The following is a 1813-nucleotide window of genomic DNA, read 5'->3' as shown; positions in this document are numbered from 1 at the left end:
GCTGCTCAGCTTTCACGACCGCGCCGCGCTGCTCAGCTTTCACGACCGCGCCGCGCTGCATCTGCTGGCCGCCGTTCTGCCGAACTTTCTGGCGCGCCAGGCCGGCCATATCAGCATCCTGGCGGGCTGGTGCAAGGGATTGTTTGACATCTATTTCCCCAAACGCTTTACCCACTGGATGAAGGCCTTGCGCCTGCTGCCCTACGGCCTGTATTTCGCCGTGGTCCGAAAATTCACCGCACTCTGAGCCCCAAGCCCATGAATCCGACCCTGCCCAAGCCACCCAACCACGCCGCAGCAGCGCGCGTGGTGGACTTTTTTGAAACCCTGAGCCCGGCCAGCCCGGCCCGGCTGGACGCGTTTTACACGCCAAACGCCTACTTTAAGGACCCGTTCAACGAAGTACGCGGGCTGGCGGGGGTGCGCGGCGTTTTCAGCCACATGTATGAGGCGCTGGAGCAGCCGCGCTTTGTGGTGACCGGCCGCATCGTCGATGGCGACCAGTGCTTTTTGACCTGGACCTTTGAGTTTCGCTTCAAGAACTTTGACCGCGCCACGCTGCAAACCGTGCGCGGCGGCTCGCACCTGAAGTTCACGGCCGACGGCCTGATCGATTTTCACCGCGACTACTGGGACGCCGCCGAAGAGCTGTATGAAAAGCTGCCCGTGGTGGGCGGCCTGATGCGCTGGCTGAAAAAACGCGCCAATCCCTGAACAGGGCGACGATTTTGCTACTGTTTATATAGCTGCTCACGCCCGCACTTATTGGGCAAAAGGCACTTTTACCCTGAAAATCAGGCCGATTCGGTGTCCACGAAGCTCGGACGCAGCAACAGTTTTTCCTGCAGCTTGGCCAGATTGGGATGGGCGGGGCGCCAGGCGATCTCGGAAAAACGCAAGTCCAGGTAGGCCAGCGCACAGCCCACGGCCACATCGGACAGGCTCAGGTGAATGCCGCTGCAAAAAGCCTTGTCGCCCAGGCCGGCGCTCATGGCCTTGAGCGTAGCGTCGATTTTTCCCATCTGCCGCGCGATCCAGGCGTCGCTGCGCTGCGCGTCGCTGCGGCCCGGCCAGGTGGCTTCCAGCCGCGCGAGGATGGCGGCGTCCATCAGGCCATCGGCCAGCGCTTCCCAGGTCTTGACCTCGGCGCGCTCGCGGCCCTGGCTGGGAATCAGCTTGCCCACGGGCGACAGGGTGTCCAGGTATTCCACAATCACGCGCGAGTCAAACACGGCTTCGCCGCCCTCCATGACCAGGCAAGGCACTTTGCCGAGCGGGTTGGAGGCGGCAATGGTGGTATCTGCCGCCCAGACATCTTCCAGCACCAGCTGGTAGTCGAGCTTTTTTTCAGCCATCACAATGCGTACTTTGCGTACGTAGGGGCTCGTGGCGGATCCGATGAGTTTCATATGGTGCGTGTGCGATCGTGGTCCGGGGGAAGCGTATTCTATCGACTCGGTGGGACGGCCCGGCTGACATGGCGCAAAGCATCGCCGCTTTCACGGTGCCGGCGCCCGGCCTACAATCGCCCGCATGAGCTTTTCCACCATCAACGCACTGTCTCCGCTGGACGGCCGCTACGCCAGCAAACTCAATCAACTGCGCCCCCTGATGTCCGAACAGGGCTATATGCACCGCCGGGTTCAGGTCGAAATTGCCTGGTTTATCGCCCTGTCGGACGCCAAATTCGCCGAATTCAAACCACTCAGCCCGGGTGCGCGCACCTACCTGCTGGGCCTGATCAAAAACTTCTCGGAAGCTGACGCCAGCGCCATCAAGGAGATTGAAAAAACCACCAACCACGACGTGAAAG

2 protein-coding genes and 2 pseudogenes are annotated in these 1813 nt (G+C 61.4%); 3 read left to right on the top strand and 1 reads right to left on the bottom strand.

All coding sequences use genetic code 11. The features are described 5' to 3' along the window. A pseudogene (locus Q8K05_RS07895) lies at window positions 1-247 on the top strand (hypothetical protein); the annotation flags it as partial. An 11-nt stretch (window positions 248-258) separates the two neighbouring features. After that, on the top strand, window positions 259-714 hold the full coding sequence (locus tag Q8K05_RS07890; RefSeq protein WP_305246028.1) for a nuclear transport factor 2 family protein: 456 nt from the start codon (window positions 259-261) through the stop codon (window positions 712-714). 80 nt (window positions 715-794) lie between these two features. Here Q8K05_RS07890 and Q8K05_RS07885 read toward each other — a convergent pair whose 3' ends face one another. Next, on the bottom strand, window positions 795-1409 hold the full coding sequence (locus Q8K05_RS07885) for a glutathione S-transferase N-terminal domain-containing protein (protein ID WP_305246026.1): 615 nt from the start codon (window positions 1407-1409) through the stop codon (window positions 795-797). Between the two features lie 124 nt (window positions 1410-1533). Between Q8K05_RS07885 and Q8K05_RS07880 the strand changes: the two are divergent. Then, window positions 1534-1813: pseudogene (locus Q8K05_RS07880) on the top strand (adenylosuccinate lyase); the annotation flags it as partial.

Source organism: Polaromonas sp. (genome assembly GCF_030682935.1).
GTDB lineage: Bacteria > Pseudomonadota > Gammaproteobacteria > Burkholderiales > Burkholderiaceae_C > Polaromonas.
The sequence above is the reverse complement of the archived record's forward strand: the minus strand, read 5'-3'. Positions and strand labels throughout refer to the sequence as shown.

What these genes read in the sequence shown, in the direction of transcription:
- Q8K05_RS07890 (WP_305246028.1), top strand. Translation starts at nt 259, where the DNA reads ATGAATCCGACCCTGCCCAAGCCACCCAACCACGCCGCAGCAGCGCGC.
- Q8K05_RS07885 (WP_305246026.1), bottom strand. Translation starts at nt 1,409, where the DNA reads ATGAAACTCATCGGATCCGCCACGAGCCCCTACGTACGCAAAGTACGC.